27 protein-coding genes are annotated in these 25,142 nt (G+C 66.3%); 11 read left to right on the plus strand and 16 right to left on the minus strand.

What is annotated here, in order from left to right:
• Positions 1–220: 220 nt before the first annotated feature.
• From EKL94_RS10150 to grxD, 3 genes are all read right to left on the minus strand, one after another.
• Positions 221–3,436 (minus strand): TonB-dependent receptor, encoded by a 3,216-nt coding sequence (locus EKL94_RS10150; RefSeq protein WP_126928999.1) that lies wholly within the window; start codon positions 3,434–3,436, stop codon positions 221–223.
• Between the two features lie 230 nt (positions 3,437–3,666).
• Positions 3,667–4,443: an SDR family NAD(P)-dependent oxidoreductase gene (locus EKL94_RS10155; RefSeq protein WP_126929000.1), complete on the minus strand. Its 777-nt coding sequence runs from the start codon at positions 4,441–4,443 to the stop codon at positions 3,667–3,669.
• Positions 4,440–4,760 (minus strand): Grx4 family monothiol glutaredoxin, encoded by a 321-nt coding sequence (grxD, locus tag EKL94_RS10160; RefSeq protein WP_005408852.1) that lies wholly within the window; start codon positions 4,758–4,760, stop codon positions 4,440–4,442. The genes EKL94_RS10155 and grxD overlap by 4 nt, the downstream gene beginning before the upstream one ends.
• Positions 4,761–4,880: 120 nt before the next feature.
• Between grxD and EKL94_RS10165 the strand changes: the two genes are divergently transcribed.
• Positions 4,881–5,459 carry a superoxide dismutase gene (locus EKL94_RS10165; protein WP_049423333.1) on the plus strand — a complete coding sequence of 193 codons (579 nt, stop codon included), beginning with the start codon at positions 4,881–4,883 and terminating at the stop codon, positions 5,457–5,459.
• A 114-nt stretch (positions 5,460–5,573) separates the two neighbouring features.
• Here EKL94_RS10165 and EKL94_RS10170 read toward each other — a convergent pair whose 3' ends face one another.
• The 3 genes from EKL94_RS10170 to purE form a co-directional block, all read right to left on the minus strand.
• A complete protein-coding gene (locus EKL94_RS10170; RefSeq protein WP_004152082.1) occupies positions 5,574–5,915 on the minus strand; it encodes a carboxymuconolactone decarboxylase family protein in 342 nt (113 codons plus the stop codon).
• A 112-nt stretch (positions 5,916–6,027) separates the two neighbouring features.
• Positions 6,028–7,176: a 5-(carboxyamino)imidazole ribonucleotide synthase gene (locus tag EKL94_RS10175; RefSeq protein ID WP_126929001.1), complete on the minus strand. Its 1,149-nt coding sequence runs from the start codon at positions 7,174–7,176 to the stop codon at positions 6,028–6,030.
• A complete protein-coding gene (gene purE / locus EKL94_RS10180; RefSeq protein WP_005412808.1) occupies positions 7,173–7,676 on the minus strand; it encodes a 5-(carboxyamino)imidazole ribonucleotide mutase in 504 nt (167 codons plus the stop codon). The genes EKL94_RS10175 and purE overlap by 4 nt, the downstream gene beginning before the upstream one ends.
• Positions 7,677–7,734: 58 nt before the next feature.
• Between purE and EKL94_RS10185 the strand changes: the two genes are divergently transcribed.
• The 4 genes from EKL94_RS10185 to EKL94_RS10200 all read left to right on the plus strand — a co-directional run bounded on the left by EKL94_RS10185 (position 7,735) and on the right by EKL94_RS10200 (position 10,387).
• Positions 7,735–8,004, plus strand: a complete 270-nt coding sequence (locus tag EKL94_RS10185) for a Trm112 family protein (protein ID WP_005408847.1) — start codon at positions 7,735–7,737, stop codon at positions 8,002–8,004.
• Complete coding sequence (nadC, locus tag EKL94_RS10190; protein ID WP_126929002.1) at positions 8,001–8,852, plus strand: carboxylating nicotinate-nucleotide diphosphorylase; 852 nt, start codon at positions 8,001–8,003, stop codon at positions 8,850–8,852. The genes EKL94_RS10185 and nadC overlap by 4 nt, the downstream gene beginning before the upstream one ends.
• Positions 8,853–8,966: 114 nt before the next feature.
• On the plus strand, positions 8,967–9,968 hold the full coding sequence (locus tag EKL94_RS10195) for a DUF2272 domain-containing protein (RefSeq protein WP_126929003.1): 1,002 nt from the start codon (positions 8,967–8,969) through the stop codon (positions 9,966–9,968).
• Positions 9,969–10,036: 68 nt separating this feature from the next.
• The gene (locus EKL94_RS10200; protein ID WP_005408844.1) at positions 10,037–10,387 is read left to right on the plus strand and encodes a DUF3301 domain-containing protein; all 351 of its coding nucleotides are present in this window, start codon (positions 10,037–10,039) and stop codon (positions 10,385–10,387) included.
• A gap of 110 nt (positions 10,388–10,497) precedes the next feature.
• Here EKL94_RS10200 and EKL94_RS10205 read toward each other — a convergent pair whose 3' ends face one another.
• The 7 genes from EKL94_RS10205 to EKL94_RS10235 all read right to left on the minus strand — a co-directional run bounded on the left by EKL94_RS10205 (position 10,498) and on the right by EKL94_RS10235 (position 16,571).
• A complete protein-coding gene (locus tag EKL94_RS10205) occupies positions 10,498–10,950 on the minus strand; it encodes a ClpXP protease specificity-enhancing factor (protein WP_126929004.1) in 453 nt (150 codons plus the stop codon).
• A gap of 84 nt (positions 10,951–11,034) precedes the next feature.
• Entirely contained in the window at positions 11,035–11,670 is a 636-nt protein-coding gene (locus tag EKL94_RS10210) for a glutathione S-transferase N-terminal domain-containing protein (RefSeq protein ID WP_032128879.1), read from the minus strand.
• A gap of 134 nt (positions 11,671–11,804) precedes the next feature.
• Positions 11,805–12,554 carry a cytochrome c1 gene (locus EKL94_RS10215; RefSeq protein ID WP_049463567.1) on the minus strand — a complete coding sequence of 250 codons (750 nt, stop codon included), beginning with the start codon at positions 12,552–12,554 and terminating at the stop codon, positions 11,805–11,807.
• Entirely contained in the window at positions 12,547–13,806 is a 1,260-nt protein-coding gene (locus tag EKL94_RS10220; RefSeq protein WP_053442777.1) for a cytochrome b, read from the minus strand. The genes EKL94_RS10215 and EKL94_RS10220 overlap by 8 nt, the downstream gene beginning before the upstream one ends.
• Positions 13,806–14,426 (minus strand): ubiquinol-cytochrome c reductase iron-sulfur subunit, encoded by a 621-nt coding sequence (gene petA / locus EKL94_RS10225; RefSeq protein WP_010486121.1) that lies wholly within the window; start codon positions 14,424–14,426, stop codon positions 13,806–13,808. The genes EKL94_RS10220 and petA overlap by 1 nt, the downstream gene beginning before the upstream one ends.
• Positions 14,427–14,626: 200 nt before the next feature.
• Positions 14,627–15,556, minus strand: coding sequence for a lytic transglycosylase domain-containing protein (locus EKL94_RS10230; RefSeq protein WP_126929005.1), 930 nt, complete (start codon positions 15,554–15,556; stop codon positions 14,627–14,629).
• A gap of 46 nt (positions 15,557–15,602) precedes the next feature.
• Positions 15,603–16,571: a helix-turn-helix transcriptional regulator gene (locus tag EKL94_RS10235; RefSeq protein WP_126929006.1), complete on the minus strand. Its 969-nt coding sequence runs from the start codon at positions 16,569–16,571 to the stop codon at positions 15,603–15,605.
• An 80-nt stretch (positions 16,572–16,651) separates the two neighbouring features.
• On the opposite strand from EKL94_RS10235, the gene EKL94_RS10240 reads away from it, so the two are divergent.
• Together EKL94_RS10240 and miaB are read left to right on the plus strand one after the other, a co-directional pair.
• Positions 16,652–17,272, plus strand: coding sequence for a glutathione S-transferase family protein (locus EKL94_RS10240; protein WP_126929007.1), 621 nt, complete (start codon positions 16,652–16,654; stop codon positions 17,270–17,272).
• Positions 17,273–17,447: 175 nt separating this feature from the next.
• A complete protein-coding gene (miaB, locus tag EKL94_RS10245; protein ID WP_126929008.1) occupies positions 17,448–18,866 on the plus strand; it encodes a tRNA (N6-isopentenyl adenosine(37)-C2)-methylthiotransferase MiaB in 1,419 nt (472 codons plus the stop codon).
• A 33-nt stretch (positions 18,867–18,899) separates the two neighbouring features.
• Here the strand turns inward: miaB and EKL94_RS10250 are convergent, their stop codons facing one another.
• From EKL94_RS10250 to EKL94_RS10260, 3 genes are read right to left on the minus strand one after another with little or no spacing between them, the layout of a single operon-like run.
• Positions 18,900–20,012: an ABC transporter permease gene (locus tag EKL94_RS10250; RefSeq protein ID WP_126929009.1), complete on the minus strand. Its 1,113-nt coding sequence runs from the start codon at positions 20,010–20,012 to the stop codon at positions 18,900–18,902.
• Positions 20,009–20,932 carry an ABC transporter ATP-binding protein gene (locus tag EKL94_RS10255; RefSeq protein WP_126929010.1) on the minus strand — a complete coding sequence of 308 codons (924 nt, stop codon included), beginning with the start codon at positions 20,930–20,932 and terminating at the stop codon, positions 20,009–20,011. Before EKL94_RS10255 ends, EKL94_RS10250 begins: the two co-directional genes overlap by 4 nt.
• A gap of 20 nt (positions 20,933–20,952) precedes the next feature.
• Positions 20,953–21,909 (minus strand): HlyD family secretion protein, encoded by a 957-nt coding sequence (locus EKL94_RS10260; RefSeq protein ID WP_126929011.1) that lies wholly within the window; start codon positions 21,907–21,909, stop codon positions 20,953–20,955.
• 482 nt (positions 21,910–22,391) lie between these two features.
• Here EKL94_RS10260 and EKL94_RS10265 point away from each other — a divergent pair, with 482 nt between their 5' ends.
• The 4 genes from EKL94_RS10265 to EKL94_RS10280 are packed head-to-tail and all read left to right on the plus strand — an operon-like array spanning position 22,392 to position 25,097.
• The gene (locus tag EKL94_RS10265; RefSeq protein WP_005415936.1) at positions 22,392–23,378 is read left to right on the plus strand and encodes a PhoH family protein; all 987 of its coding nucleotides are present in this window, start codon (positions 22,392–22,394) and stop codon (positions 23,376–23,378) included.
• Complete coding sequence (ybeY, locus tag EKL94_RS10270) at positions 23,375–23,860, plus strand: rRNA maturation RNase YbeY (RefSeq protein WP_019659039.1); 486 nt, start codon at positions 23,375–23,377, stop codon at positions 23,858–23,860. The genes EKL94_RS10265 and ybeY overlap by 4 nt, the downstream gene beginning before the upstream one ends.
• Before the next feature lie 41 nt (positions 23,861–23,901).
• Positions 23,902–24,510: a hypothetical protein gene (locus tag EKL94_RS10275; RefSeq protein WP_126929012.1), complete on the plus strand. Its 609-nt coding sequence runs from the start codon at positions 23,902–23,904 to the stop codon at positions 24,508–24,510.
• The gene (locus tag EKL94_RS10280) at positions 24,510–25,097 is read left to right on the plus strand and encodes a hypothetical protein (protein WP_185830015.1); all 588 of its coding nucleotides are present in this window, start codon (positions 24,510–24,512) and stop codon (positions 25,095–25,097) included. Before EKL94_RS10275 ends, EKL94_RS10280 begins: the two co-directional genes overlap by 1 nt.
• Positions 25,098–25,142: the final 45 nt, after the last annotated feature.

Consider the following 25,142-nt stretch of genomic DNA (forward strand, 5'->3'; position numbering starts at 1 on the left):
CTGTACTGCCGCCCCCTTAAAAAGCAAAACGGCCGGGAAGCCCGACCGTTGGATGTGTGCTTCCCGCGTTCGCCTTTCCGGGACCGCATCGGCGGCGTTGGCACCGCGCACATTTCCGGATGCTACGCCGATGCCAGGTGACCTGCAAGAACTTTCGCCTGAACGGAAAACGGCCGGGTTTCCCCGGCCGTTTTCACTTACTGCTTCAGGCTCTGACGGATCAGAACTCGTAACGCAGGGTCAGCATTGCCGACCAACGCGAAACGACGCGTGACGGGTAGCCCGAGCTGAAGTCATACTCACGCAGTTCCTGCGGCGAGTTGCGGCCCAGGTCGTACTCGTACGAACCATCGGCCTTGACCTTGCCAGTGGTCAGGTAGCGGGTGTCGAAGTCAGACGCATTGCGGGTCCGGCCCCAGCTCTTGTCCAACATGTTCAAGAAATTGTAGATATCCAGTCGCAGGATCGACTTGTGCTCCTTGAAGAAGCCCGGCAGTTCCTGCTGGATGGCCACGTCCAGCTGGTTGACCCACGGGTTGCGGGCACCGTTACGCTCGGCGACCGAACCGCGACGAGCTGCCAGATACGGATTTTCGTCAATGCGGCGCTGGAACTCGGCGATCTCGTCGGCGGTCGCAGCACGATTGCCCTTCACGTACGAAACCTTCGCGTCATTCAGCAACGGAATGTACGCCGGATCCTGGAAGATGCCGTCACCGTTCATGTCACCATCAACCAGCCACGTGTAAGGCAGGCCGTTGCGACCGGTGTAGAAGCCGGTAATGCTGGTCTTGTAGTCACCGAAGAACGCGTGTTCCCAACCCAACGACAGCTTGATCTGATTGCGGATCTCGCGAGTGGCAGTGCCGGCATACTCCTCGTTCGGGTTCAGGCGCGAAACGAACTGGTAGCTCGACCACGCCTGTGAACTGGTGTCCGAACCCACCTCCGTTGCCTTGGTGTAGGTGTAGGACAGGTTGCCGTACCAACCATTCGCCATCGGCTTGTCCAACGAGAAGGTGACTGCAGTGGAGCTACCCTTGTCGGAGTTGGTCAGGTAGGTCGAGTTGGTGGTGTAACCCGGCTTGCTACCATTGTTCTTCACGCCGCCCGGAGTGACCCAGTAGCTATCACGACCATCGAACAGCTGGCCATTCGGCGTACCAATGTTCAGAGCGTTGTAGAACACCGCATCCTTGTTCTTCAGGTACTGCACTTCGACGGTGCCCACCAGGCCCATCCACGGCAGCTCATGATCGTAGCCCAGGCTAGCCTTCCAGACGGTCGGCAGCTTGAAGTCCGGATCAATGGAATCCATCTGCGCATTGGTCGGCGCGGCGGCACCGCTCGGGAACGGCTGATTGAATGCATCCGGACTGAACGCGTACTGGCCATTGTTCGGGACACAGCCGCGAACCACGGTGTTGCCGTAGGCGCAGAACGAGGCCGAGGTCATGCCGTTGTTCTGGTACGGATTGGCAAGCCAGACGAACGGCGGGACCGACTGGAACAGGCCCACGCCACCGCGCAGCTGCGAGTAGCGCTCGGTATCGAAGGTGTAGTTGAACGAGAAGCGCGGCATGATCACCTTATTGCTGCTGCCGAGCTTGTAGTCATTGCGGAAGCCGAAGGTTTCCTCGAAACCCGGCTTGCGCGGCGGCGCCTTGTCGGCCTTCGGGATATTGGCGCGCACACCATAGGTGATCGACAGGTTGTTATTTACCTGCCAAGTATCCTGCAGGTACGGACTGAACATGGTGAAACCAATCGCAGCCGCAGTGTCGGCTTCTGAGTACCCGCCGATCGGACGGCGCACATCGTAGCGGTAGTACTTGCCTGCTTCGAAGTCAGCGATGCTGTCAAAGGTATACACACCGTGCAGATCGCGACCATACAGATTCAGCGCGTCGGTATCTTCATAGTCGAAACCACCCTTGATGGTGTGATCACCGGCGTAGTAGGTACCGAAGATCGAGGCGGTCTTCTTCTTGGTGTTGATCGCATTCTCGTGTCGATTGCGGTCTTCACCCAGGCGCACACCGTTGCTCGAGCCAGACTGGGTGCTGGCCACACCCACATTGATGGTCGGCAGGTTCTGCGAAGCGCCCGAGACCTGCTCGAACTTCTGGTAGCTGAACTTGGCCTCGGTCGTGAAGTTGTCGGTCCAATCGCTGAACAGCTGCAGTGCAGTGTTCTTGGTCTCGCTGGTCTTGGTGAACCAACGGCTGGTAAGGATCACAGAGTTTGCGTTGCTGTCGTACGGCTGCGGCAGCGACTCCTCAGTCTGCTGGTAGGTCAGGCTGGCGCGATGTGAGTCGTTGATGTTCCAGTCGATTTTGCCCAGATAGCGCTTGTTGGTCAGATTCACGCCACCGGCCGCACCATAGGTACCCGGGTCGATCCCGTACTTGTTCTTGGAAATGTCGATGACCCGGTCGATCTCCGCGCGGGTCACCGCACCAGTGCTCAGACCGTCGGAAGACGCCGCACCACCGAAATCAGTGATTTCCTGTTCTTCATACGACCCAAAGAAGAACAGGCGATCCTTCAGGATCGGACCGCCCAGGGTGAAGCCCTTGGTGGTGTCCTTGCCGAAAGCATCGTAGTCCTCGCCGTTGCGCTTGCCCACCATGCTGTCGGCCTTCTTGTACACGTAGTACGCCGAACCGTGGAACTCATTGGTACCGGACTTGGTGACCGCATTGATCGCAGCGCCGACCACGTCCTGAGACACGTCATAGTCGCTGACTTTGATGTCGTAGGCAGCGATCGTGTCCACCGAGATCGGCGAGCCGGTGTACGGCATGCCGTTGGCGTTGAGGCCGAACGGGTCACCCTGAGACAGGCCGTCGACCGAGATTTTGTTGTAGCGGTTGTTGATACCCGCGACCGAGATTGCGCCGGTGGCCTGGTCAGTCACGCTGATGCGCGGATCCAGGCGAGCGACGTCATCCAACGAACGGTTGCCCTTCGGCGCCAGCTCCAACTTGCGGCCGTCAACCGAGGTACCGACGCCCTTGTTTTCCGAGCTGAAGACGCTCGAACCGGCAGTGGCAACAACGTTCACGGCATCCAGGTTCGTTGCAGCCAGATCACCGCCGAGGTTGGCGTTGACCGTGTTGACCTGGTTCAGGTTCAGGAAGACTCCCTCTTCGGTCTTGGTCCCTGCACCCGGCTTGGTGATGGTGATGGTGTACGGGCCACCCACGCGCAGGCCGCGCGCGGTGTAACGACCCGACGCGTCGGTGGTGGCACGCGAAACGGTGCCCGACTCGGTGTGGGTGATGGTGACTTCAGCGCCGACCACAGGCTGGCCTGCAGAGGACATCACCTGGCCGCCGACACCGGCAGAGGTGCTCTGGGCGAAGGCGGGAGCGGCGGCGAGCGCAGCCACGAGACCAAGGGTGAGCTTGGACATCCGGAGTGGGTGGGTCATTTTTCGGTAGCCTCGATGCGAGTTGGCGATGGCGGAAAAAAAGCGCATCCAAACAGCCCTGCGGGTGGCTGGTCGGACATTTATCTGGGGTTCCCTACCGTGAACGGCAGCTGCCGCTACGGTTAACACTAGATTAACACGCTACGCCACGGATGTGACGGTTGTGCGACAAACGGCACCGGATCGCAACGCAATCGTGACGGGTTCTTCACTCCGTCTTTCCCCGGGACTTACTCGACCGGGGTCATTCCACTGGCGTCAAGGACCTGCCCGCGCCATGCGCTTCCCGCGCTGGACAGCAGGGTCACGGCCGCCGCCGCGGCAGCTTCCGGCCCTTGGGCGGCCGGATCCTGGTCCACGGAATAGGCACGGGCACGCAGGGCCGTGCGCAGCGGGCCGGGGTACAGGCCACTGACCCGTACCGGGCTGCGGCCGAGTTCGTCGTGCAGGCTGGCGATCAGGCCACGCAGGCCATGCTGGGCCACGCCGTAACCGCCCCAGTAGGCCTGCCCGACCCGTTCGGGGGCATCGACCGCAAACACCAGCGCCGCATCTTCGCGCTGCCGCAGCAGCGGCAGGCAGGCCTGGGCCAACCAGGCCGGCGCGGTCAGGGTAACGTGCACCGCGCGGGCGAAACTGGCCGGGTCGGCCAGTTCGAACGGGGTCAGGCCCGGGAAGTGAGCGGCACAGACCAGCAGGCCGTCCAGCCGCCCGAGCTCGCGCTGCAGGGCCTGGGCCAGTTCGGCATAGTCATCGGGGCCGGCGCCTTCCAGGTCCAGCGGGTACAGCAGGGGTTCCGGGCCGACCGCCTGGACCTGGGCGTAGACCCGGTCCAGGCGCCGCGGCTTGCGGCCCAGCAGGACCACGGTAGCCCCAGCGGCTGCAGCAGCCACTGCCGCAGCACTGCCCAGCCCACCACCGGCGCCGGCGACCAGTACCACGCGATCCTGCAACGAGCGGCCATCGAGCGCCCCGTCGGTCGGTGACGTCGATGGCCAGGCACTCATCCCTGGGTCGCCTCTTCGACGATGCGCTTGAGCTCGCCGGCTTCGAACAGCTCCAGCACGATGTCACAGCCACCAATCAACTCGCCGTTGATGAACAGCTGCGGAAAGGTCGGCAGGTTGGAAAAGCGCGGCAGGTTGGCGCGGATCTCGGGCTCTTCCAGCACGTTGACGGTGCGCAGGGTGACCGCGCCGGCCGCCATCAACGCCTGTACGGCGCGGCTGGAGAAGCCGCACATCGGGTATTGCGGGGTGCCCTTCATGAACAGCACGAGCGGGTAACGATCGACCTCGGCCTGGATTTGCTGCATTACCGCCACAACCACACTCCTTGCTTCGCCGGACAAACCGACCGTGATGGTCGGCTAGACTGCCCACGGTAGCCGCCATTGTAAGCGGATGGAACCGGCTGCCGCCGCCCCTTGGCCACGAACCTGTCCATGCCTGTCGAATTGCCTGCCCTGCCCTACCTTCCCGGCTCCCTGCAGCCGCACCTGTCCGCACAGACCGTGGAACTGCATCACGGCCGCCACCATCGCGCCTATGTGGATGCCGTCAACGCCGGCATCCTCGGCACCGAGTGGGAGGAAGCGTCGCTGGAGGAGATCGTCCGCCATGCCCAGGGCACGCTGTTCGATGCCGCAGCCCAGGCCTGGAACCATGGCTTCTACTGGCAGTGCCTGCGCCCGCGCGGCGGCGGTGAGCCGCAGGGGCGGCTGGGCGAACTGGTCAAGCGCCAGTTCGGCGACGTGCAGCGCCTGCGCGAGGAATTCAACCGCACCGCGCTGGGCCTGTTCGGCTCCGGCTGGGTCTGGCTGGTGCAGCATCCGGGCGGGCAGCTGGGCCTGCAGGCCACCCGCAATGCAGGCACGCCATTGACCGGTGAAAGCACCCCGCTGCTGTGCTGCGACGTCTGGGAGCACGCTTACTACACCGACTACCAGAATGATCGCGCGCGCTATCTGGACGCGTTCTGGCAGATGGTCAACTGGGAATTCGCTGAGAGCCAGCTACGCTGAGGCAGCGGCTCCGCCCCGGGGTCGTGCCGGCCGCTGGCCGGCATCCCCATCGGTGTACAGAGATTGCGAATCTGCCGGCCAGCGGCCGGCACTACCGGGAATCAGAACAGAGCTTCACGCGCTCTCGTGCGCGGCCACGGCATCCATCACCCGCGCCGAATATACCAGCGCCGCACCGGCATTGAGCGACACCGCCACACCCAGCGCCTCGGCGATTTCCTCGCGGCTGGCGCCGTGCTTCAGCGCCGCGTCCACATGTACGGTGATGCAGCCGTCGCAGCGGGTGGTGACCGCCACTGCCAGCGCGATCAGTTCGCGGGTCTTGGCATCCAGGTGGTTGGTCTGGGCGCCGGCGTTGGCCAGGGTGGCGTAGCCCTTGACCGTGTCCGGCGAGAGCTTGCCGATCTCGCCGATGCGGCCCTTCAGTTCCTTGCGGTAGGCATTCCAGTCGAGCATGGTCGTGACTCCTGTAAAAGGAGCTCCACGCTACCACCGGGAATGTTGCGCCGATGCCTGCATCGGCGCGTCACAGCGTTGCACTGCCGGCCAGCGGCCGGCACTACCGGACTCAGCGATTGCGCAGCGCGTGTACCGCCGGCGCCACCTGGGCCTGGCGGTCCAGCTCCAGGCCAACCTGGTCCAGCGCATCGGCCAATGCGGCGGCATCATCGTCGCGCAACGTGGCGTGGCCGACCTTGCGGCCTTCGCGCGGCTCCTTGCCATAGTCGTGCCAGTGGCCGCTGGCTTGGCCCAGCACCGGTGCCGGGTCGGGCATCGCGCCCAGCCAGTTCAGCATGCAGGCATGGCCGAGCATGCGGGTGCTGCCCAGCGGCAGGCCCAGCACGGCACGCAGATGGTTCTCGAACTGCGAGGTTTCGCTGCCTTCGATGGTCCAGTGGCCGGAGTTGTGCACCCGCGGCGCCATCTCGTTGGCCAACAGCTCACCATCGCGGCAGAACAGCTCCAGCGCGAACACACCGACGTACTGCAGGTGCTCGGCGACGCGGCGGGCATAGCCGATCGCAGCCTGCTGCTCGGCGTCGGACAGCACGGCCGGGGCCACGCTGGCCGACAGCACGCCGTCGACATGCCAGTTGCCGGTGACCGGCCAGGCCTCGAAGCTGCCATCGCGGCCACGCACAGCGACCACACTGACCTCGCGCTGGAAAGCAACGAAGCCTTCCAGGATCAACCCGGTGCGCTCGACCTGTGCGCCCAGCGCGTCCCATGCAGCGTCGATGTCGGCTTCGCTGCGCAGGCGGAACTGGCCCTTGCCGTCGTAACCGAGGCGGCGGGTCTTGAGGATGCACGGCAGGCCGAACTCGGCGGCCTTCGCGGCCAACTCGTCACGGCTGCTGATGTCGGCAAAGGCCGGCAGCGGAATGCCCAGCTGCTGGAACAGGGTCTTCTCGCTCAACCGGTCCTGGGCCACCGCCAGCGCGGCCGGCGGCGGGTAGACCGGCACGCGGTCGGCCAGGAACTGCGCGCTGTCGGCAGGCACGTTCTCGAAATCGAAGGTGACCACGTCGGCCTTGGCGGCGAAATCCGCCAGCGCCTGGCGGTCATCGAAGGCACCGACGGTGAGCGGCGCCAGCGGGCCGCTGCAGGCGTCGGCTGCCGGATCGTACAGTTCGAAGCGCAATCCCAGCGGCGCACCGGCCAGAACCATCATGCGGGCGAGCTGGCCGCCGCCCAGGATGCCGACGGTCAGGCTCATTGGCGCGGATCGTCGTGGGCCATCACGTCTTCGGTCTGGCGCGCACGGAACGCGTCGAGCGCCTGGCCGATCGCCGGCTGGTCGCTGGCCAGCATCGCAGCGGCGAACAGCGCGGCGTTGGAGGCGCCGGCATTACCGATGGCGAAGGTGGCGACCGGGATGCCGGCCGGCATCTGCACGATCGACAGCAGCGAATCCATGCCGTTGAGGGCCTTGGACTGCACCGGCACGCCCAGCACCGGCACGGCGGTCTTGGCGGCGATCATGCCCGGCAGGTGCGCGGCCCCGCCGGCACCGGCGATGATCGCGCGCAGGCCACGCGGGCCCGCCTGCTCGGCGTAACTGAACAACACATCCGGCGTCCGATGCGCGGACACCACCTTCACTTCGAACGGAACACCCAGGGCTTCAAGCTTCTGGGCGGCGTGCTGCATGGTTTCCCAGTCGGAACGGGAACCCATGACGATGCCGACAAGCGGCGCGATCGGGTTGGGGGTCATTGGCCGTCACCTGCCTTAAAGACGTATTCTAGCCATCTTCCACGCAAGACGAAGAACCATGGATCGCAAGCTGCTCGACCTGCTGGTGTCGCCGGACACCCGCCAGCCCCTGTCCCTGCTGGATGGCAAGGGTCTGGAAGCCCTCAACAAGGCCATTTCCGCCGGCGCGGTGAACAAGGCCGATGGCAACCCGCTGGCGCAGCCGCTGCGCGAAGCACTGGTCACCCGCGACCGCAAGCAGGTGTTCCGCGTTGACGACGGCATCCCGGTGCTGCTGGCCGAGGAAGCCATCCCCACCGCCCAGATCGCCGACTTCCCGGCCGCATGAGCGCGCTGCCGACGCCGGATGCGGCCGTTGTCGCCGCCGATGTCGCGCGTGCGCTGGCCGAGGACCTGGGCAGCGGTGACGTCACCGCCGCCCTGTTGCCCGACCAGGCCGACAGCGCCTACCTGCTGTGCAAGCAGGATGCGGTGATCGCCGGGCGCCCCTGGTTTGACGCTACACATCGCGCGCTCGACCCCGAAGTACGCATTGAATGGCGTATCTCCGAAGGCGATGCCGTCACCGCCGGCACCGTGCTGGCCCTGCTGCATGGGCGCAGCCGCAGCCTGGTCAGCGCCGAACGCACCTCGCTGAACTTCCTGCAGACGCTGTCCGGCACCGCCACGACCACCGCACGCTACGTGGCGGCCGTGGCCGGTACCGGCACGCGCATCCTCGATACCCGCAAGACCCTGCCCGGCCTGCGTCTGGCGCAGAAGTACGCGGTGCGCTGCGGCGGTGGCGAGAACCACCGCTTCGGCCTGTACGACACGGTGATGCTGAAGGAGAACCACATCCGCGCCGCCGGTTCGCTGGCCGCGGCGGTCGCCGCCGCACGCCGACAGTGGCCCGCGCTGCCGCTGGTGGTCGAGGTGGAGGACCTGGCACAGCTGCGCCAGGCGCTTGAAGCCGGTTGCGAGCGCATCCTGCTGGACGACTTCAGTCCCGACCTGCGGCGCGAGGCGGTGCGCATCACCGCCGGCCGCATTCCGCTGGAAGTCTCCGGCAGCGTCGGCCTGGGTGGCCTGCGCTCGATCGCCGAGGATGGCGTCGACTGCATCTCCATCGGCGGCCTGACCAAGCACGTGCAGGCGATCGATCTGTCGCTGAAGCTCGGCCCGCCGCCGGGCTGAGGCCTGGCCCGGGGTCAGCTCCCTTTTCCATGGGAAAGGGATCTGACCCCGTTCTCACACCCGGCGTTCACGACAGCGCTGCGACGCTGCCGGCATCCCCCACAGGAGCCGCGCATGCGCCGGATGCTCTTGCCTGCCTGCCTGCTGCTGGCCGCGGCGCCGTTGTCCGCAGCGGCGGCCGAAGCCTGCGATGTACCGCCCCGCTTCGGCCTGAGTCCGCTGGCGGTAGCCATCCGCAACACCGCCTGCAACGAGCACCGGCTGTGGTTCCGGCCCTTCATTGATCGCGATGGCCGCGCCGCCAGCCTCAGCGTCACCGAAGCCGAACGTGATCACCTGGCCGACAACGGCCTGATCGCCTGGCAGCGCGTGGCCGGTTACTGGCGCGACAGCGGCACGCTCAACGCAATGGGCAGCATCGCCGGCGCCAGCAGCTGTCTGGCACCGCTGGGTACGCGCTACACCGACAGCGACTGCCGCGCCTTCCTGGTCGACAACCCGTGGTCGGCCGCTTTCATTTCCTGGGTGATGGTGCGCGCCGGTGTGCCCGGCTTCAACACGTCACCACGCCATATCGACTACATCCGCGCCGCGTACCAGGGCGGTCCCTCGGGCGTGCCGTACCGGCTGGTCGACCCGGCCACCGCCAAACCCGCGCCAGGCGATCTGCTGTGCTTCCTGCGCGACCGCAGCACCACGCTCAGCTACAGCGGGCTGGTGCAGGCGCTGGGCAAAGGCTCGGTGGGCCACTGGAAATCGCATTGCGAAGTGGTGGTAGCGGCCAATCTTGGCGGTGACCAGACCCTGTACCTGGTCGGTGGCAACGTCATGAACACCGTGGCGATGCGGTTGCTGCAGCTGGATCGTACGGGGCTGATCAAGCTGCCTCCGGCGCGCGAACGCAACAGCACCGGCATCGACCCGAGCTGCACGCCGGGCCGCGAGGACGAATGCAGCTTCAACCGCCAGGACTGGGCGGCGCTGCTGCAGTTGACCGCCACGGCGCCGCTGGTGATGCCGTCGCCCACTGCGACGCCAATGCAGCCCATGCCTGCGCCGCAACCGGTCGTCATACCGCCTCAACCAGTCTCAACTGGCCCACAACCAACGCGCTGATGCCAGGCGCTTGATCCAGCGCGCGTTCGCCGCCATCTTTGCGGGATCGACCTCTGACGGCTGACGCCATGCCCACCCTGCTGCTGTTGCTGATTGCCGGCGGAATCATCTATTTCTTCTGGAATGCCGCACGTTCGGCCGCCGAGCGCGCCGTTGAGCTGGGCCGCAATGCCTGCCGCGCCGCCGATGTGCAATGGCTGGACCAGGCAGTGCACGCCACCGGCCTGCGCCTGTCGCGCGGCGAGGATGGCCGGCTCGGTTTCGAGCGCACCTTCAAGTTCGAGTACTCCTACGATGGCATCGATCGCCACGTGGGCCGCATGGTGCTGCGCGGCGACCAGCTGATCTCATTCACTGGCCCGGGCGCGGCGCGGATCAGCCAGATCCGCGCGGATGTGGACGATGCCGAGGATGTGTAGGGGCTTTGAGTGCCGACCAACGGTCGGCACCTACCGGTAAATCCTGCATCGGCACCCACCGGTAAATCCTGCAAAGGAAAACGCCGCCCATCGGGGCGGCGTCGGAAACATTACTTGACCACGCGCAGGTTCGGGCGCCCCTTCGGCGGCGGACTGGCCGGCGGCGTATCGTCCGGCGGCGTGCCTTCCTCGTGCAGCAGCTCGTCGCTGGCCGGCGCGGTTTCGTTGCCCGGAATGTCATCCGGCAATGCCATGCCCTGCCCGGTCTCGCGGGCATAGACGGCCAGCACGGCGCTGATCGGCACCTGTACCGGGTAGCTGGTACCGGAGAAGCGCGCCGAGAAGCTCACCATCTCGTTGTCGATCATCAGCCGCACGACAGCACGTTCGGCGATGTTGAGCACAACCCGGCCATCCTTGACCGCCGAAGGCGGGACCTGCACGCCGGGGACGCCGGCGTCGACCAGGATGTGCGGGGTCAGCTGGTTGTCGTTGATCCATTCCACCAGCGCCCGCAGCAGGTACGGGCGGTGGCTGGTCATGTGGAAGAAGTCTTCGGTCATGCGTGAAGTGTACGCGCCCGGCGCCCTGCCGGGGCGGATCGTCTGCACGCCGGTCGGCGTGCAGACGGGTAAGGCAAGACGGGATCAGCCCGGCAGATCGCGCAGTTTCTTTTCCTGGTCGGTCAGGCTGCGGACAAAACCCGGATGGCGGAAGATGCGGTTGCCGTAGTCTTCAATCGCCTTGCCGTCCTTCGGCAGCGGCACATCCAGCGACTGCAGGCGCCAGATGATCGGCGCCATCGCGCAGTCGGCCAGGCTCATTTCCGGGTTGAGGAAGAACTTGCTGGCCTTGAACAGCGGCAGCGACGCGGTCAGCAGTTCCTTCAGGCGCTTGCGGCCGGCCTCGGCCTGGGTCTTGTTGCCCAGCTGGATGGCCTGCACCTGCGGCACCCAGTCGTGCTCGATGCGCAGCATGGCCAGGCGGATGCGCGCACGCGACAGCGGGTCGACCGGCATCAGCGGCGGATGCGGGTAGCGCTCGTCCAGGTATTCGCTGACCACCGACGCGGCGTAGAGCACCAGTTCGCGTTCGACCAGGGTCGGCACCGAGTGGTACGGATTGAGGTCGATCAGGTCTTCAGGCGGGTTCTGTGGATCGACCGGAACGAAGTCGAAGGTCACACCCTTGGCCGCCAGGACCAGGCGTACACGGTGGCACAGCACATCGTCGTTCGAGGAAAACAGCGTCAGTGTATTGCGCATGCGTACGCTCGCCGCCATCAAAGGCTCTCCCACGACAGGAGACCGCCTGCCGCATCGGCGCCGCCGGCACCGTGCCAGCGATCGACTCCTCCCCGAGTGTGCAACCGACCATCACAAAAGCCAATAGGCCCGTGCGATGGTCGGCGGCAGATTCAGTGAACGTCCTTCCAGTATTCCTTCTTCAACAGATACAGCAGGAAGGTCAGCAGGGCCAGGAACAGGATCACCCACACGCCCAGCTGCTGGCGCTTGAGCGCGGCCGGTTCGCCGGCATATTCAAGGAAGTTGGTGATGTCCCGCACTGCCTGGTCGTACTGTCCGGCATCGACGTTGCCTGGCGTTTCCAGGCGCAGGCCGGTCACCGGCGGATCCATGCCCGGCGCCTCCGGCTTGCCATGCACGGCATGCTGCAGACCCTGCATTTCCCACAGCGGGTTGGGCATGGACGCGTTGGCGAACAGCGCGTTGTTCCAGCCCAGCGGCCGGCTGCTGTCCAGGTAGAACGACTTGAGGTAGGTGTACACCCAGTCACTGCCCCGCACGCGCGAGATCAGGCTGAGGTCCGGCGGCATCTTGCCGAACCACTTCTCGGCATTCTCCTTGGGCATCGCCACCGGGATCGGATCGCCGATCGCCGAGCCGGTGAAGTTGAGGTTGTTCATCACCTCTTCCTCGGTCAGGCCCAGGTCCTGCGCCATCCGCGAATAGCGCAGGTACTTCAGCGCATGGCAGCCGGAGCAGTAGTTCATGTACAGCTGCGCGCCGCGCTGCAGCGACGCGCGGTCGCCCAGGTCGTTGCCGGCCTGCAGCAGCTTGGTGCCGCCTTCGGCGGCGGAGGCCAGGAAACTGCCCAGCATCAGGGCGGCCGTCAGGGCCAGCCGGACCATCCAGCGTTCAGTCATGGGTGGTCACCCTCTCCGGTACCGGTTTGGTCCTGTCCAACCTTGTCCATAGCGGCATGGTGATGAAGAACGCGAAATACAGGAAGGTCAGCACCCGCCCGACATAGGTCTCGTGCGCGTCGGTGCCCGGGCCGGAGCCGATCACGCCCAGCCAGACGAAGCACACCGCGAACACCCCCAGCAGCACCTTCGAGAGCAGGCCACGGTAGCGGTAGGACTTCACCCGCGCGCGGTCCAGCCACGGCACCAGGAACAGGATGGCGATGGCCGAGAACATCACCAGCACGCCGCCCAGCTTGTTCGGCACCACGCGCAACATCGCGTAGTACGGCGTGTAGTACCAGACCGGCTTGATGTGCTCGGGGGTCACCAGGCGATTGGCCTCGGTGAAGTTGTCGTGCTCCAGGAACAGGCCACCGAATGCAGGTGCGAAGAAGATGATGAAGGCGGCGATGATCAGCAGGAAGCCGGCGCCGACACCATCCTTGAGCGTGTAGTACGGATGGAACGGAATGCCGTCGGCCGGTGCGTTCGGCGACCAGCGGTTGCCCTTCGGCCCCTTCTTGATCTCCACGCCGTCCGGGTTGTTCGACCCCACTTCGTGCAGTGCACCCAGGTGCAGCACCACCAGCAACAACAGCACCAGCGGCAGTGCGATGACGTGCAGCGCGAAGAAGCGGTTGAGCGTGGCGTCACTGGGCAGGTAGTCGCCCATGATCCACTCGGTCAAGCCGTTGCCGATCACCGGTATCGCGCCGAACAGCGAGATGATCACCTTGGCGCCCCAGAACGACATCTGGCCCCACGGCAGCACGTAGCCCATGAACGCTTCGGCCATCAGCACCAGGTAGATCAGCATGCCCAGGATCCACACCAGCTCGCGCGGCTTCTGGTAGCTGCCGTACAGCAGGCCGCGGAACATGTGCAGGTAGACCACGATGAAGAACAGCGAGGCACCGGTGGAGTGCATGTAGCGGATCAGCCAGCCCCACTCCACATCACGCATGATGTATTCGATGGAGCCGAACGCCTCGGCGGCGTTGGTCTTGTAGTGCATCGTCAGGAAGATGCCGGTGACGATCTGGTTGACCAGTACCAGCAGCGCCAGCGAACCGAAGTAGTACCAGATATTGAAGTTCTTCGGCGCGTAATACTCGCTGACGTGCTTGCGGTAGACCGGCATCAGGCCGGGCGCGCGCGCATTGACCCAGTCGGCCACGCCGCTGGCGGTACGGCTGAGGATATTGGCCATCAGGCAGCCCCCTGCGGATCGACACCGATGATGATGGTGTTGTCGTCCTGGTAGTGGTGCGCGGGCACCTTCAGGTTGATCGGCGCCGGCACGTCCTTGAAGACGCGGCCGGACATGTCGAAGCGCGACTTGTGGCAGGGGCAGAAGTAGCCGCCCTTCCACTGCGGGTCGTAGGGCTCAGGCCGGATCTCGGCCACCATCTCCGGCGAGCAGCCCAGGTGCGTGCACAGGCCGACCAGCACGGAAATATCCGGCTTGATCGAGCGCAGCTCGGGGTTCTGCTTCAGCACGTACTCCGGCTGCTGGTCCTTCTCGCCGGACTCGGGGTCCTTGAGACGGCCGTCCAGCCCGTGCAGCGCATCGAGGATCGCCTTGGACCGTTTGACGATCCAGATCGGCTGGCCACGCCATTCCACGATCAGGCGTTGGCCTTCCTGCAGGGCGCTGATGTCGGCCACCACCGGTGCGCCGGCAAGCTTGGCGCGGGCACTGGGGTTCCAGGATTTGATGAAAGGAACTGCGGTGAATCCGACGCCGACGGCGCCCACCACGGCTGTGGTGGCAGAAAGAAAACGCCGACGTCCGGTGTTGACTGGATCGTGTACCCCATCGTTGGCCATCCGGCACTCCGATATTGATTAGGTAGCTTTAAGGCTGCCAGCGGATCCGGTGGGGGCCAGAGCCGCATTGAATCACGGTCGAGTGTAGCGGAACCGTCGCGCGCCACACAACGCATTGCAACAACATTGATTGCGGGGTTGCCGGCCAGCGGCCGGTCAGTACCGGCCATTGCCCAGGGATTGCCGGCCAGCGGCCGGCACTACTGGTGCGTCAATGCGGTGCGGTAACGCTCGGCCAGCTGCCCGACCCGACGCACGTAGTACTGGGTTTCGCTGTAAGGCGGTACGCCACCGTGGCGGTCGACCGCGCCTTCGCCAGCGTTGTAGCCGGCTGCGGCAAGGGTCAGGTCGCCATTGAAGCGCTTCAACAACCACGCAAGATACTGCACGCCGCCGCGGATGTTCTGCCCGGCATCGTAGGAGTCACTGACGCCGAAGCGCGCGGCGGTTGGCGGCATCAACTGCATCAGGCCCTGCGCACCGGCACGGCTGAGCGCGGTCGGGTTGTAGGCCGACTCGGCATGGATGATGGCCCGCACCACCGCCTCCTCCACGCCGAACTCGCGCGCGGCCGAGGTGATCTCGGTCTGGAAGGCCGAGGTGTTCAGGCGCACGGTGCCGAAGTCCACGCGTGGATTGACCCCGCATGCGTAGCAGCGCTCCATGAAACTGTAGCGGATGGTCCTGACCGGGCCGAGGTTGGCGACCTGGGTCGGGCGCGCACTGGTGTAGTGGCGCACGCCATCCTTCATGAAGGAATAGACCTGGCCGCTGACCATGCGCCCGGCGCGCGAGGCGACCGGCTGTGCCGGAGCAGCTGCAGGCGCGGCTGCAGCAGGCGCAGGCGCGACCGTTACCGGCGTGGCGGCGCTGGCGGCAACGGCAACCGGGTTGCGTTCGATGCTGGCCACCGTGGCCGGCGCCGGCCTGGGCGCGGCCACCACCGGGCGTGGCGCCGGACGGGTGTCGCGGCTGTAGCTGATGGTGCTGCAGCGCGCACCCGCCACCCGCTTGCTCACATAACTGGTGACGCCATCAGGCCCCTGGCACTTGTACAGGGTTCCAGCGCTGGCCGGCGCAGCGGTCAGCGCAGCGATGATGATCGCCGTTGTCCCCAGTATCCCCTTCATGGCGGCGAGTGTCCCAGCTTCGCCGGGGCTTGCCAAGCGATGTGGCTCAGCCTGTGACCGGCGGCACAGCCAGCACCTGGCCCAGCCCGGCCAGGCGCTGGGCCAGTTCGTCGCGCAGGCCCGGCGGCGTGGTCCACAGCGCCACCGGCACGCGGTCCAGGCTGAGGATCTGCGCCAGCATCATGCCCCGGCTCTCGGCCCCCATGCGCAGCAGGCAGTGCTCGGCACCGTCCGCCTCCAGCACCCCGCACCAGGGCGGAATGCGACCTTCCAGCTCGGCGCGGCTGCCGGCCAGGCGGATGATGGCCTGCAGCGCGAACGGGGCCTGGCTGACCGCCTGCCGCACCATCACGTCCGGCGGCGCCGGGGTGCGCCGGTGCATGCCCGGCTCGGAGCACTCACGTACCGCGCCCATCCGGTCCACGCGCAGGGTGCGCCAGTCCTGCCGGCCCAGGTCCCAGGCCAGCAGATACCAGCGCCGCCCGTAATTGACCAGGTGCTGGGCCTCGACCTCGCGCTGGGTCACCGCATCCTGTGCACTGCGGTATTCAAAGGCCAGCCGCGAGGCCTGCCGGCAGTGCTGGGCCAGCCGTCCGAGCAGGCGTGCGTCGGTGGACGGAAGGTCGGACAGGGTAGCCGTCGCCGCATGCACCTCGCCGGCCTGTTGGCGGCGACGGGTCGGCACCAGCGGGTCGAGCTTGGACAACAGGCCACGAGCGGTGTCGTCGATGCCGGCGACGGTCGCGGACGCGGCACGCAGGGCGATCGCCAGGGTGGTCGCCTCCTCCTCGTCCAGCAGCATCGGCAGCACCGGCGCCCCTGCCCCGAGCTGGTAGCCGCCGCCAACCCCGGACGAGGCCTGGACCGGATAGCCCAGTTCGCGCAGGCGCTCGATGTCACGGCGGATGCTGCGCCGGTCCACGCCCATGCGCTCGGCGAGCTCGGCCCCGGACCACTGACGGCGGGCCTGCAGCAGGGCGATCAGGCGCAGCAGTCGATGGGCGGTATGGCGCATGAAGGATCGAGGACAGAAGTCGTCCGCAATAGTGCCTCAGGATGACCTCCAGTTCACCACCCACCGCAAGGAGCAATGCCATGAATTCACGCCAGATCACCCTGTACCACGCCGCCCGTTCCCGCTCGAGCGGCGCCGTGGCCCTGCTCGAAGCGCTGGGTGCCGACTACCGTATGCAGGTGCTGGACCTGAAGGCCGGCGCCAACCTCGCCCCGGCCTATCTGGCCATCAACCCGATGGGCAAGGTGCCGGCCATCGTCCACAACGGCGCGCTGGTAACCGAACAGGTGGCGATCTACCTGTACCTGGCCGACCTGTACCCGGAAGCCGGGCTGGCCCCGCCGATCGGTGACACCCTGCGTGGCCCCTACCTGCGCTGGATGGCCTTCTATGGCGCCTGTTTCGAGCCGGCGATGATCGACAAGGCGATGCATCGCGAGCCGCCGCCGCGCCTGATGTCGCCCTACAACGACGCCGAGACCGTGCTGCAGGTGATCGAGGCCCAGCTGGCACAGGGGCCGTACCTGCTCGGCGAGACGATGAGCGCCGCCGACGTGCTGTGGGGCAATGCGCTGGGCTGGACCAGTGATTTCGGCCTGCTGCAGCTGGCCCCGGCCACCAAGGACTATGTCGCAAGGATCGGCGCGATGACCGCGTTCGAGCGTTCGCGACAGATCGATGCGGAGCTGGTGGCGGCCTGAGGCGTGCCGCCGGGCGCGGCCCGGCGTTACCAGGGGGCGGACCCGGAATTCCAGTAGATCCATGCCATGCGTGGATGAATGCAGCCAGGCTTGGCCTGGCTCTACTGGGCCGGCGCCCGCGCCGGGATGCGGGTAGAATTGCCCGCTTTCCCGCCACCCGAATGGATTAAGCGCCATGACCGGGACGCCAGACGTCTTTCCGCCCGCCACGCCGGGCGGCACCCCGCTTGTTGCCCTGCCCGCTGGTCCGCGCAAGCCCGACCAGGTCAAGGGCAAGCTGTACATCAAGACCCACGGTTGCCAGATGAACGAGTACGACTCGGCCAAGATGGCCGACGTGCTTGCCGCCAGCGATGGCCTGGAACTGACCGACAGCCCGGACGACGCCGACGTCATCCTGGTCAACACCTGTTCCATCCGCGAAAAGGCGCAGGAGAAGGTGTTCAGCCAGCTCGGCGTCTGGAAGGGCCTGAAGAACAAGGGCCGTGAGGTCATCATCGGCGTGGGCGGCTGCGTAGCCTCGCAGGAAGGGGAAGCGATCATCAAGCGCGCGCCGTTCGTCGACCTGGTGTTCGGGCCGCAGACCCTGCACCGACTGCCGGAGCTGATCCGCGCCCGGCGCGAGCAGAAGCGCCCGCAGGTGGACATCAGCTTCCCCGAAATCGAGAAGTTCGACCGCCTGCCGGAACCGCGCGCCGAAGGCGCTTCGGCGTTCGTATCGATCATGGAAGGCTGCTCGAAGTACTGCTCGTTCTGCGTGGTGCCCTACACCCGCGGCACCGAAGTCAGCCGCCCGTTCGAGGACGTGGTGGTGGAAGTGGCCCAGCTGGCCGCGCAGGGCGTGCGCGAGATCAACCTGCTCGGCCAGAACGTCAACGCCTACCGTGGGCCCTATGGGGATGGCGAATTCGCCGACCTCGGCCTGCTGATCCGCACCATCGCCGAGATTGATGGCGTCGGCCGCATCCGCTTCACCACCTCGCACCCGCTGGAGTTCAGCGATTCGCTGATCGATGCGTTCCGCGACGTGCCGCAGCTGGCCAACTTCCTGCACCTGCCGGTGCAGGCCGGCAGCGACCGCGTACTGTCGGCGATGAAGCGCGGCTACACCGCGCTGGAATTCAAGTCGAAGATCCGCAAGCTGCGCGCAGTGCGCCCGGACATCTCGATCAGCTCGGACTTCATCGTCGGCTTCCCCGGCGAGACCGATGCCGACTTCGAGAAGACCATGAAGCTGATCGAAGACATCGGCTTCGACCACAGCTTCTCCTTCATCTATTCGCGTCGCCCTGGCACCCCGGCCGCCGACCTGGAGGACACGATCAGCGATGTCGAGAAGCATGCGCGCCTGTCGCGCCTGCAGGAGCGCATCAATGCGCATGCCGCCGGCATCTCCGAGAAGATGGTCGGCACCGTGCAGACCGTGCTGGTGGAAGGGCCCTCGCGCAAGAACCCGAACGAGCTGACCGGCAAGACCGAGAACATGCGTTCGGTGAACTTCCCGGCGCCGGCACGGTTGATCGGCCAGTTCGTGGATGTGGTGATCACCGAAGCGTTGACCAATTCGCTGCGCGCGCGGGTGGTGGCGGAATAAGGTTAGGGTGTGCCGACCGTTGGTCGGCATTTCCTAATCCAGCCGCTTGCGGAAACGCAGGATCGCCAGTGTCATCATCACCACGATGAAGGCCAGCAGCGCCAGCGCGTCGTGCCATAGTTCCCACAGCGAGGCGCCGCGCAGCATGATCCCGCGCACCAGGCGAAGGAAATGGGTCAGCGGCAGCACCTCGGCCAGCCATTGCACCGGCCGCGGCATGCCCGCAAACGGGAACATGAAGCCCGACAGCAGGATCGACGGCAGGAACAGGAACAACGTCATCTGCATCGCCTGGAACTGCGAGCGAGCGCGCGTGGAAATCAGCAGGCCCAGCGCCAGGTTGGCCAGCACCAGCAGTACCGCAGCCAGGTAGATATCGAGCAGGCTGCCGCGGATCGGCACCTGGAACAGCCAGGTGCCCAGCACCAATACCAGCGTGGTCTGCAGCAGACCGATGGCCGCATAGGGCAGCACCTTGCCGACCATCAGTTCGCTGCGCGACACCGGCGTGGCGATCAGTAGTTCCATGTTGCCGCGCTCGCGTTCGCGCACCACCGCCACCGCCGTGAACATCACCAGGGTCATGGTCAGGATCACCCCGATCAGGCCCGGCACGATGTTCACTGCCGAACGCCGCTGCGGGTTGTAGAAGCTGGTCACGCTGATTGGACCACCGCCAATGCTGCCTTCGCGCAGCGGCCGCGTGTTGCTGGTCGGCCGCGTCTCCAGCGGCACCTGCGCCAGCTGGATCGCCGCGCTCTGCACCACGGTGTCGCTGCCATCAACCAGCACCTGCACCGCCGCGCGTCCATCGAAGCGACGACGCTCGAAGTCGGCCGGCACTACGATGCCGACACTGATTTCGCCATGGCGCAGCGCCTGCATCAACTGGTCGGGCGTGTAGGCTTCGCTGCGCGGTGTGATCACGCCGGTGGCGACCATGTCCTGCACCAGCGCGCGCGAGGCGGCACTGTTGGCCTGGTCGGCGACACCGGCGTCGAGGTGGCGCAGGTTGAGATTGATCGCATAGCCGAAGAGCAGCAGCTGCATCACCGGAATGCCGACGATCATCGCCAGCGTGATGCGGTCGCGGCGCAGCTGCCGCAGCTCCTTGAGCATGATCGCCCACAGCCGGCGCAGGTTCATGCCGCCGGCTCCCGGCCACGGCCGCGGGTAGCGGCGACGAATACGTCTTCCAGGTTCGGCGCCACCGCCTCGATGCGGGCCTGCGGATCGGCGCTGGCCAGCGCACGCCGCAACGCTGGCGTATCGGCGGCCCCTTCGCTGCACAGCACGCGCAACTGGGTACCGATCTGCGCCACGCTCAACACGCCGGGCAGCTCAGCCAGCGCACGGCTGGCCTGACGCGGCTGCGCCGACGTGACCTGCAACGTGCGGCCGTCCAGCCGTGCACAGAGCTCGGTCGGCGTGCCGTCGGCAACCAGCGCGCCTCTATCGAGGATCGCCAGCCGGTGGCAGCGCTCGGCTTCGTCCATGTAGTGGGTCGATACCAGCACCGTGGTGCCCGCATCAGCCAGCTCGAACAGGGCCTCCCAGAAATCGCGGCGCGATTCCGGGTCGACCGCGCTGGTCGGCTCGTCCAGGAACAGCAGTTCGGGCGAATGCACCACGGCACCCGCCAGGGCGAGGCGCTGCTTCTGCCCACCACTGAGCGTGCCGGCCAGTTGTGGTTGGCGGTCCTGCAACCGGTACTGCTGCAGCAAACTATCGACCCGCTGCCGGGCCTGCGCGCGTGGCAGATCCTGGATGGCGGCGAGGAATTCGAGGTTCTCGCGCACCGAAAGGTCTTCATACAACGAGAAGCGCTGGGTCATGTAGCCGATGCGCCGGCGCAGTGCCTCGGCCTGCTCGGGAACCGCCAGCCCCAGCACCTCGATCTGCCCGGCACTGGGTTCCAGCAGGCCGCACAGCATGCGGATGGTGGTTGACTTGCCCGACCCGTTCGGGCCCAGGAAGCCATAGACCTGGCCACGCGGCACGGTCAGGTCGACATTGTCCACGGCCAGCAGATCGCCGAAGCGGCGGGTCAGGCCCTGCGCATGCACCGCGATGTCCGCACCGGTGTTCAGAAGCGCACCTGTACCGGAAGACCCGCTGGCAGCTTCTGCATGTCGCTGTTCCCGTCCACTTCAATCTCGGCAAGATAGCTCAGGCGCTCGACGTCATCACCGGTCAGTGCGTAGTACGGCGTGAACGACGGTTCGCTGCGGATCGCACGCACGTGCCCCGTCAGCACCGTGCTGCCTCCTTCCAGCTGTATCTGCGCGGCCTGTCCGACCTTGACCTGCAGGCGCAGCGGCTGCGGCAGGTAGACGCGTGCATAGGGGCGCTCGCCGACCAGCATCACCGCCAGTGGCGCGCCGACCGGCGCCTGGTCGCCCTGCCGGTAAGGCAAGGCATCGACCACGCCATCGCGCGGCGCACGCAATTGCAACTTCTGCAGGTTCACGGCCTGCACTACCTGTTGCGCCTGCGCGGCATCGGCGGCGGCCTGGCCCTGGGCGATATCCTGCACACGGCTGCCGTGCACCCGCTCCAGCCAGGCCTGCTCGGCAGCACGCACGCTGGCCTCGGCATTGCCGGCGGCGGCACGTGCACGATCCAGCTCAGCGGCGGCAATCAAGCGCTGCTGTGCCAACGGCTGGACCCGTCGGTAATAGGCACTTGCTTCGGCAGCCTGTGCGCGCAACGCGGCCAGTTGTGCCTGGGCCTGCGCGATCTGCTCCTGGCGTGGGCCGATCTGCAGTTCTTCCAGCTGCGCCTGCGCGCGCGCCGTATCAGCCTGCGCTGCGGCGAACTGCGCGTCTCCGCGCGCCGGATCCAGCTGCATCAGCACGGCCCCGGCCTTGACCTGCTGGCCCTCGCGCACCTCCACCGTGGCGATCACTTCGGCCGCCGGCGCCGGCACCGTGATCCGGTCCCACTCCAGCGTGCCCAGTGCAGTCGGCGTTGACTGCCCACACCCCGCCAGCAGGCCGATGCCCGCCAGTCCGATTCCACGCATCCCGTTGCCGATGCCCATGCCATCCCCTCCTGCGACGGCGACACGGTGCCATGTGCCCCGTGCACCCTCAATGATTCCGATCAGCCCTGACGGTTTTTTCACCACGCGCGGGCAAGCCTTTTGCTGCAAGGCTCCGCACCACCTATCCACAGGTTGATTCGGCATCATTCCACAACCGTTGTGGAAATCCGGCAGGACGTGGCGTTGTTGCTCGCCCGGCAACGAAACCTGCACTGCCATCACGATGAATGCCCCCGTGCAGGCCACCCGTGGCAGTGCTGCCGCGGCGACGAGCGACCATGACGCTTTTTTCACCAGGACCTCATGGGCCTTGTGGCACAAGCATTGCGAAGGTCTATCCACAGGTTTCCGCGCACCCCGTCCACACCGGGTGTGGAAAACGCTGTATCGACCGTCTGCTGGCCGTGTGCCCCGCACGCGCGCTACCCTTGTCCTCCCTGAATACACTGCGGTGGAAGGCGTCCGCCCCACCCCAAGCAATGAAAAGCATCGATCATCGAGACTTCACCCTGTCGCCGGAAGACAACGAGCGACTGGCCAACCTGTGCGGCCCCTTCGACGGGCACCTGCGCCAGATCGAGCTGAAGCTCGGCGTGGAGATCGCAAATCGTGGCTTCGTGTTCCGCATCAGCGGGCCCAACGAAGCCATCGTCGAGGCGCAGAAGCTGGTTGAAGCGCTGTACGCCGAAGCCGGCGAAACCACCTTCGACAACCACGCCATCCATCTGCGCCTGGCGCAGGCCAATGTCGAGCAGATCGCCGAGCGCTCCTATGAAGCGCAGGACGTGGCGATCAAGGTCAAGCGCGGCACGGTGCGCGGCCGCGGCGCCAACCAGGGCCGCTACCTGCACCAGATCGCCACCCACGACATCAACTTCGGCATCGGCCCGGCCGGTACCGGCAAGACCTTCCTGGCCGTGGCCAGCGCGGTCGAAGCACTGAACGAATCGCGGGTGCAGCGCCTGATCCTGGTGCGCCCGGCGGTGGAGGCCGGCGAGAAGCTGGGCTTCCTGCCCGGCGACCTGAGCCAGAAGGTCGATCCCTACCTGCGACCGCTGTACGACGCCCTGTACGAGATGATGGGCGTGGAGAAGGTGGTCAAGCTGCTGGAGAAGAACGTCATCGAGATCGCGCCGCTGGCCTACATGCGCGGCCGCACGCTCAACGATGCGTTCGTGATCCTGGACGAGGCACAGAACACCACCATCGAGCAGATGAAGATGTTCCTGACCCGCCTGGGCTACGGCTCCACTGCGGTGGTCACCGGCGACCTGACCCAGACCGACCTGCCCAAGCATGTAAAGTCCGGCCTGCGCGACGCCATCGACGTGCTGCGCGAGGTCGAGGGCGTCAGCTTCACCTTCTTCGAATCCCGTGACGTGGTCCGCCACCCGCTGGTGGCGCGCATCGTCAGCGCCTACGACCGCCGCGACCTGCATCAGATCCAACCTGGAGCAACTCCATGACCCGTGGTCCCGTGCGACTGGACGTCGCCGTCAGCTATGCCCTGCCGCGTGCCGGCCTGCCGGCGGCAGTGAGCTTCCGCAAGTGGGTGGCCGCCGCGTTGAAGGGCCGCATCCGCGAGGCCGATCTGGCCATCCGCGTGGTCGATGCCAAGGAAGGACAGTCGTTGAACCGCCATTACCGCGGCAAGGACTACGCCACCAATGTGCTCAGCTTCCCGGCCGAAGTGCCCGAAGGCCTGCCCAAGGGCGTCAAGTTCCCGCTGCTGGGTGACCTGGTGATCTGTGCACCGGTCGTGGCGCGCGAGGCCGACGAACAGGGCAAGGCGCTCAACGCCCACTACGCGCACCTGACCGTGCACGGCGTGCTGCACCTGCTCGGCTGGGACCACGAGGACGACAAGGAAGCCGAGGCGATGGAGCAGTTGGAGCGCGACATCCTGGCCGAGCTGGGCATCGCCGATCCGTACGCGGGCGAGCGCTGAGCGGGCCACCGCCCGTCGCCACGACTACAAGGGGATCAAGGATGACCTCGGGAAACAGCTTCACGACGTTTGCAATGAGCGCCGGCCTGTTCGCCGGCCTGCTGGTGCTGGGCGCCTACACCGTGCGCCGCATCAGCGCCCGCGACCCCAGCGGCAGGCACTGGCTGCTGCGCAGCCTGGCCCTGCTCTCGCCTTTGTGCCTGCTGGCCGGGCTGGCGATCGGCATGATCGGCCCCCACCTCACGGGTAGAGCGGAACCCGCGCACCTGCCCGGGCTGTGGGAAACGTCGATGGTGCTGATACTGGTCGGTGCCTTGACCCTGCCGGTGCTGTGGCGAACGCTGCTGCAGCAGCGGTTTGGCAGGCCGGTCAACGCGCTTCCGTTCTTCCACGCCAGCCGCACCTCGCTGCTGGTGCTGTTCGTGCTGGCCGTGATCTACATGAAAGTGGCCAGGACCGCCGCAGCGGAACTGATGCCCTGGCTGACCAGCCCGGGCCTGTGGCCGGCGGTGGCGCGCATCGCGGGGCAATCGATGCAGGTCGCCATGCTTGCGGTCGTGCTGACCCTCTCACTGATGGTCGTGCGGCGGGCGATGACCGGTTTCCTGCGCCTTCTCAGCGGGCTGTTCAGGCGCTCGCCGGGGCTATGATGGCGGCCCTTCGCCTGCGGAAACCGACCGTGTCACTGCGCTGCTGCCTGCCCCTGCTCTGTGCCCTCGCCGCTCCCTCCGCCTTCGCCACCAGCCTGGACCTGCCGGCCCTGATCGAATGCCGCCAGGGCGTGGCCGAGCAGGCCGCGCTGGCGCCGCTGCTGGCCGATCCGCTGAAGGCCGTGGCCCAGGGCCTGCAGCCGCTACCGCAGGGCAACCAGTTCATGAGCGAGTTCCGGCTGGCCAGCCCGATCACCGTCTTCGGCCAACAGACCGAGCGGCTGGCGGTGGCCGGCGCCAGCGTCATGGCCGTCCTCGACCAGGCCGACCCACGCCCACTGGCCAAGCGCCTGGCGCTGGAGACCGGCTACGACCAGGACGGCAAGTTCATGGCCGGCCGCGAGCTGGTCAGCCGCGACGTGACCGACCCGAAGACCGGCGAGGCCCAGATCGAGTCGATCATCCTCAGCGTCTCCACCGTGGCCTCCCACCCGGGCAAGACCCTGGCCGGCTGCACCTACAGCCTGGACCTGCCCGAAGAGGAGCCGGCCACGGCCGCCCCAGCCCCGGCCACCGGCAGTCACTGACAGGCCGTCACATCCTGCTAGACTTGGGCCAACGCCCGGCCTGCC

Origin of the sequence: Stenotrophomonas maltophilia (assembly GCF_003970865.1) — a bacterium.
In the GTDB taxonomy this organism is placed as follows: domain Bacteria; phylum Pseudomonadota; class Gammaproteobacteria; order Xanthomonadales; family Xanthomonadaceae; genus Stenotrophomonas; species Stenotrophomonas maltophilia_AR.